Annotated in this window: 5 protein-coding genes and 1 pseudogene; 3 read left to right on the top strand and 3 right to left on the bottom strand. The window is 41.9% G+C overall.

What is annotated here, in order from left to right; all coding sequences use genetic code 11:
* Window positions 1–55: 55 nt before the first annotated feature.
* From EO95_RS10800 to EO95_RS10785, 3 genes and pseudogenes are all read right to left on the bottom strand, one after another.
* A pseudogene (locus EO95_RS10800) lies at window positions 56–679 on the bottom strand (type II glyceraldehyde-3-phosphate dehydrogenase); the annotation flags it as partial.
* Window positions 680–1,302: 623 nt separating this feature from the next.
* Entirely contained in the window at window positions 1,303–1,491 is a 189-nt protein-coding gene (locus tag EO95_RS10790) for a CooT family nickel-binding protein (RefSeq protein WP_048134691.1), read from the bottom strand.
* A gap of 327 nt (window positions 1,492–1,818) precedes the next feature.
* On the bottom strand, window positions 1,819–2,700 hold the full coding sequence (locus EO95_RS10785) for a DUF89 domain-containing protein (RefSeq protein WP_048134690.1): 882 nt from the start codon (window positions 2,698–2,700) through the stop codon (window positions 1,819–1,821).
* A gap of 297 nt (window positions 2,701–2,997) precedes the next feature.
* Between EO95_RS10785 and EO95_RS10780 the strand changes: the two genes are divergently transcribed.
* The 3 genes from EO95_RS10780 to EO95_RS10775 all read left to right on the top strand — a co-directional run.
* Window positions 2,998–4,518, top strand: a complete 1,521-nt coding sequence (locus EO95_RS10780) for a sulfatase-like hydrolase/transferase (protein ID WP_048134689.1) — start codon at window positions 2,998–3,000, stop codon at window positions 4,516–4,518.
* 5 nt (window positions 4,519–4,523) lie between these two features.
* Window positions 4,524–4,676 carry a hypothetical protein gene (locus EO95_RS17650; RefSeq protein ID WP_156164045.1) on the top strand — a complete coding sequence of 51 codons (153 nt, stop codon included), beginning with the start codon at window positions 4,524–4,526 and terminating at the stop codon, window positions 4,674–4,676.
* Between the two features lie 762 nt (window positions 4,677–5,438).
* Window positions 5,439–5,964 (top strand): tetratricopeptide repeat protein (locus EO95_RS10775; RefSeq protein ID WP_048134688.1); only part of this gene is annotated, 526 nt, incomplete at its 3' end.

Genomic DNA, 5,964 nt, shown 5'->3' with positions numbered 1-5,964 from the left:
CACCGAGATCTACACCTCTCTATTCGTCGGCAGCGTCAGATGTGTATAAGAGACAGATATTGATCTGGGGAATAACAGTCTTCACATCGGGACCGTGGTGGGAAGGCAGCTGGATCGGGTCCGGTACGATTGCATTGATCGGTCCCTTCTTTATATCATTGGGATCGGCTGACCTTCGGGTAAGAGTTACCCTGACCTTCTTTACCCCAAATGCTTTGTCTATGGGATAGATGACTCTGCAAAGCCCTGTGGTGTTGCAGGAAACCACCCTCAAGAAGTCAAGGCCCAGAGCCCCTTCGTAGTTTGAGACGGCGTTAAAGGAAAAACCCGTAAGTTCGTGCTCCTCACCACCCTGCCAGATGGCCTTTACCCCGGCTTTTTCGTACAGGGCTTTATTAGCTTCCCCCACTCCTCCAGGAGTGCAGTCCACAACCAGGTCGGCTTTTTCCACCATTTCCTCAATGCTCCCGGCGGCAGGTATTCCTGCCTTTTCAAAAGCTCCCAGATTGGCGGCAGGGGCATAGATGTCATACCCTAGCTGGTGGGCTACTGCAGCCTCATAGTTTGGCTTTGTCTTGGAAACGCCTATGATTTCCATATCGTCCTGAGCCTGTACGGCGTCTGCAACTCTTTTCCCTATAGTTCCGTAACCGTTTACTGCAATCTTTGCTTTAGCCATTTATTATCCTGTCCTGTTTATCCTGAACTATCCAATTCAGGATTAGTCTAAATTATAGTAAATTAGTCTAAATAAATTAGTCTAATTTGTAGTAAATTAGACTAAATTAGAGTGAATTACAGTCTAATAGCCTGAACAACTGAAAATTGTTTTTTATAAGTTTGCGATTTCCGGGTAGTGAATTAAACTAATCTACATATATGCATAAATTTAAAGTGTTTCATGGATTTATAATGCACGTATGAAATTAAGAGATGCTAAAAACTGCCCGATCTTCGAACTAAGATACTGATTTAAGTGATAAATATTTTGAGTGCTTTAAATTTACGCCTGATTGTTGATTGTTATATCTCAGGTAACATTGAGGTTATAGAGAAGAATAGATAAATGCTTTTCCCGGGTAGTTATTGCAAATTAAAGAAACTGGAGGAGAGATTCAGTGCTTCCGGAGCTTCCAGATGGTTTTCCGAAAGGTTAGAAATTCACCGGTTCTTCAGTAAATTAGCAAGACTCTTTATCAGACCTGTCTTCCCACTAAAACAGATGATCTTATTCCTGCTAAAGAAAAAAGGTCAATAAGCAGGTAAAACTCAGGAAGAAGTAAAGTAAAAAAGTAAAAAAAATCAATTTGACAGAATAAGGGCTTCCCCGCGTGAGAAATTGATTTCCTTTATTGAGCCTTCAACCGTCATTTTATCTCCGAGGATTCCGGTAAGCTGAATTGAGTTTCCTTCAACCAGAATCTTTGCTACAGACTCCATGACCTTCTCTCGGTTTTCTCCACGAAGCATAATTACATTAAGTTCACACATCTTAGATCTCTCCTTATACTGTTCTTCTTATACGGTTTAGATAATAGATAATTATATATCAATAAATATCTGGCTTGCCTGTATTTTGAAACTGCCAAATCTGATAAAATTCCGCATTGACCTTAAAGTATTTTTCATTAACTATATTTAATGTGTAGCTCTGCTCGATAAAAAGTTGCCGAAAAAATCCGGCAGCCGGAAAATCTGAAAAAAACATGAAATTCTTCAAATAACACACAAAGAAATGAAAGTACTTTTCAAATCACAGTACTTTCATGCCAAATATGCCACGAAATATCCGGACAAAAGATCCGGCAGGCGCGAACTTCAGGGGAAGTTCATCAGTTTTGCAACCGACAGGCCCTGTTCAAGCCCGAGGTCTTCAGCCACACACTCGCATTTTGTAAGGAGCATATAGGCAATCGGCCCGAAATTATGTTCGGAGAGGGTCTCGTAGTTTGCCATGCCCTTGCTGATGATAAGGGTTGCGTCTTTCATTGCATCGAGAAGTTCGGCCGGGGCTTCTTCGATCAGGATACCTACAGCGTTTGAACCTGTGGTCATTATCCTATCAACCTTTTTATCGATTTCAAACTCTTTTACCTCTTCTAATGTAACATCTGTGAGAATAGGACCTCCACGGACCACGAGTGTGATATTTCCGCCGAGTTTTTTAATCACGTCGAAAACAATAAGATCAAAAAGGATCTCTCCGCAGTTGTCGGCAATGTAGACAACATCCTTAAGGAGCCCCATCATCTTTGGGGTATCATCAACGTCAAGCCCGTGCTCGAAAAGTTTTAGAAAAGCAGCTTCAAATTTATCTTCGCTGGCATCAAAGCCCATAATCCCGAAATCAAAATAATTAGCGACAACCGACGCAAGCACTGCCCGCCTGAAGAGTTCCCCGTCGTCAGGAGAGTTTTCGTAAATTTTTTCTTTTGCTGCGGGCAGGACTTTTAATGCAGCCTGGTTGATGAGCTTTTTTGTGACTTCATATGGATCATTGTCTTCGAGGATTTCATAGCACTTTCGGTGAATTTTAGTTGCTACGGATGCTGATACCGCCTCGGGGTCATAATGTTTATTCATGACGTCAAGGCATTCATGAATCGTCTTGCAGATCAGATCTTCATCATCCGTTGAAAGCTTTGATTGAAAATGCACTCTCGAAAGCAGGCAGTAGGTACAGCGTGGGTTCATCTTCATGGGGAATCTCCCTGTTTTTTGGATTATATGATAGGGTTTTTCAGAATGTTACTGGTATGTTTGGCAAGTGTTATACCTTTACTCCTTCTGGTACAATAAACCTTTAAAAAAATAAACCTTTAAAAAGGTAACCTTAAACCTGGATATTAAATAAAAAATTTAGATCTGAAGATTTCACTACAGCCCCGTATGTATATGTCCTCTACGTCTCACTAAATAGATAAGGCAGCGAACTTTGCCAGCAGATTTTTTGAAAAGGGAAATTCTTTATAGCTGATGAATCTAAAATAATTTACAATGATTCCCGGGATCCAAAACTTCAAATTATTTCCAATTCTGGTTTTACTTACAACACTGTTGATCCTTTCTGCAGCTTTACCAGCTCCTGTATCTGCACTTACCGAGGTTGAGGTAAACCCTGTCAATACACCTGACGGTGCAGTCGTGTTGATCGTTGACGGCTTAAGTGCCCCTTTTATCTATCCGGAGCTTACACCGCACGCACTTGACGGTACACCCCTTGAAAACGCCAGGCTTGAGAATATTCCGGAAATAGGCAAAAACAGTGCCCGGGTTCTCGAGTTTCGTGCTCCGCAGACATTTACCGAAGGAGGGCACTCGGTCCTTGTTACCGGAAACCCGGGTGCAGACAGCGAGTTTGTTAGTTTTAAAGATGCAAATATTTTCGATGTTTTACACAGTGAGGGCTATCTCTGTATTGCTGTTATGGAAAAAGGGGATTCCTGGTCAATCTGCGCCGAACAGGATGCTGTCCTTAGGGATGAAAACAACTCTATAAAGAAGATGGAGATAGTGCTTGCGCAGTATGAACATTCCCAGGATAATCCGGTGCCATCCGGGCTTTTGCAGCTAATGGAAGCGGAGGCTGACCTGGCTCCGGGATATGTCACCTCAAAAGAGACTGGGGAAAAGTATAACGGATATAACAGGTGGGGTATTGAAGCTGCCTGTGCTGTTGTAGAGTACATGGCAAAAAACAGGCCCGGGCAAAAATACCTGTTGACTGTCAATGTAGGGGCAATTGATATGAGCGGGCACTACAGGGGCAACTATGGATATATAGACTGCATCGAAAACCTTGATTCGGAGCTTTTATCCCTCTATAAACTATGTGAAAAAAACAACCTTGCTTTTGTCCTGACCTCAGACCATGGGATGGCTTTTTCGGCAGATGGTTCTAAAGGAGGGCACCAGTCCGAAAAATACTCGGTATCGGATGAAGCGCAGATGGTCCCGCTCATCGTATATGCACAGGATGTCGAGAGCGGAGTTATCAGGGGAGAATTCGGGCAGGAGGACTTTGCTCCCACCCTTCTTGGAATCCTTGATGTCCCGGACAGGCCCAGGTTTACGCAAGGAGAGCAGATCCTGCTTACAGGGCACGTGAACCTGAAAGTTAAACTTCCTGAAAAAGGATCCGTAGAACTCAGGAAAGATGGAAAAGTAATTTCATCTCCAGGAAACGATGACCAGTTCCTTTTCCTCGGCCTTGAGCCGGAGAACTCCTATGCTGTCGGGGCTGTTCTGAATTCCGGAAATAGCCTTGAAGAAAAGGAGAAAGAGGTTTTTCTTAAAACTGATTCGGTGGTCGAATTCGGGGGTAAAGGAGCCAAAACAAAGGAAAGCGAATCCTCCCCGGAGGGAGCAAAAGAAGAAACCAGCTCTGCAGGTGTTTTCGGAGACGGAGATTCGATTTTTGGCCGGAACTCAACGCACCTGATAGGATATTTCCTGATAGGGGTAATAAACCTTGCAGGGTTTTTTATCATTATGAAAATTCTGAAAAAACACGGTTGATATTTTTGGATCAAAGTTTCTGTTCAGCTAATGCTTTCGTTTTTACCTATTATATGCAGGCGGACTCAGGAGGGCTCAGGCAGACTCAGGCAGGTTCAGGCAGACTCAGGCAGGTTCAGGCAGACTCAGGCGGGTTCCGGCAGACTCAGGCAGGCTAAAGCGGCAGGCAATACTATACGCTGGATAAAAGGGGCATCTGTTTACCAATAGGGGGTTAAATCTAATAAATGGGCTTTATAAATACCAAAAGGGAGTTAAAAAGAATGTAACGGAACTGCCATTCAGGTTTCCCGGAATAACATCAACAGATTTCTCAGGCACTTCCAAAAAAGCGATAAAATTGATGAAATTATAAAAACGATCAAAATAGCTAAAAACAGTATAAACCTATGGTTTACTTATGGTTTACCTGCTGTTTACCTCTAATTTGATACAAACCAGTTATTTTTAAACGTTGAATTTATGCCTTAGTAAAAATTATTTAATTCCTTTTCCCTCTGGCTAATACTATCATTAGATATGCTTTTCTTTTCTATTCGTATTTTTATTTATTTCGTTTTCGTTTTTTCATTCCAGTTAATAGTAACACTTTTTATGTTTTTATATTCGACGATATATTTTTATTACGTCTCCTGCCCTACATCCCTTGTTTTTTATCCTGCAAAATATATTTTTTTATGAAACCGTTGTCGTTCAATGCAATCAGCTGTTTTATTTTGCGTAATAAAGGGATAGAATGTTATACGATAATTATAATATTATACTCGGTCTCTTATACACTATTCAAACACTAATAGTATGTCTAATAATCTTACGCAATATTCACTCACTAATATATTCAATTAAGCGTAAACTATACTCCGGATGTTACACTGACAACCCCCCTACCAGAACATTCACTTTTCTGAGGTGCCGGATACATGGACTTTGATGCTATTGACGATTTTGTGTACGATGTTATTGGAATAATCGGATCTGACCAGAAAAACCTATCCTGTGCAGCTGATTTTGCTCTGAAAAGCTCAAAAGAAAAATCTTATCCCCCAAAACTTCTACTTGAACTCTCTAACGCATGCAAGCAGCAAAAAATGCATCTGGAAGAATACGTTTTTGCAAAGGTCTGCTTAATGCAGGCTTCCGGAAAGCTCCGCGAAGATTCCTGCTATGCGCTGGGTATTGCAGCACATGTACTGGGCTTTTCCCCTGAAGCCGAAGCAAGCTATCTTGAAGTCCTGAATGAAAACCCTGAAAATGCAGATGTAAGATGTGCTTACTCTGAGCTTCTTTTAGAGCTCGGAAGAGTTCAGGAAGCCGAAAATGAGTATAAAACCGTACTTGAAACCTCGCCCGAAAATGTAAAGGCAAATACCGGGTACGCTTACCTCCTGGCCGAATACGGGCATGTAGATGAAGCAGAGGAATGTTACTCAAGAGCGCTTGCCGGCA

The organism is Methanosarcina sp. 1.H.T.1A.1 (assembly GCF_000979295.1).
Lineage (GTDB): Archaea > Halobacteriota > Methanosarcinia > Methanosarcinales > Methanosarcinaceae > Methanosarcina.
The sequence above is the reverse complement of the archived record's forward strand: the minus strand, read 5'-3'. Positions and strand labels throughout refer to the sequence as shown.

Coding starts and splice junctions, on each gene's coding strand:
- EO95_RS10790 (WP_048134691.1), bottom strand. CDS start 1,491: ATGTGTGAACTTAATGTAATTATGCTTCGTGGAGAAAACCGAGAGAAG.
- EO95_RS10780 (WP_048134689.1), top strand. CDS start 2,998: ATGATTCCCGGGATCCAAAACTTCAAATTATTTCCAATTCTGGTTTTA.
- EO95_RS10785 (WP_048134690.1), bottom strand. CDS start 2,700: ATGAAGATGAACCCACGCTGTACCTACTGCCTGCTTTCGAGAGTGCAT.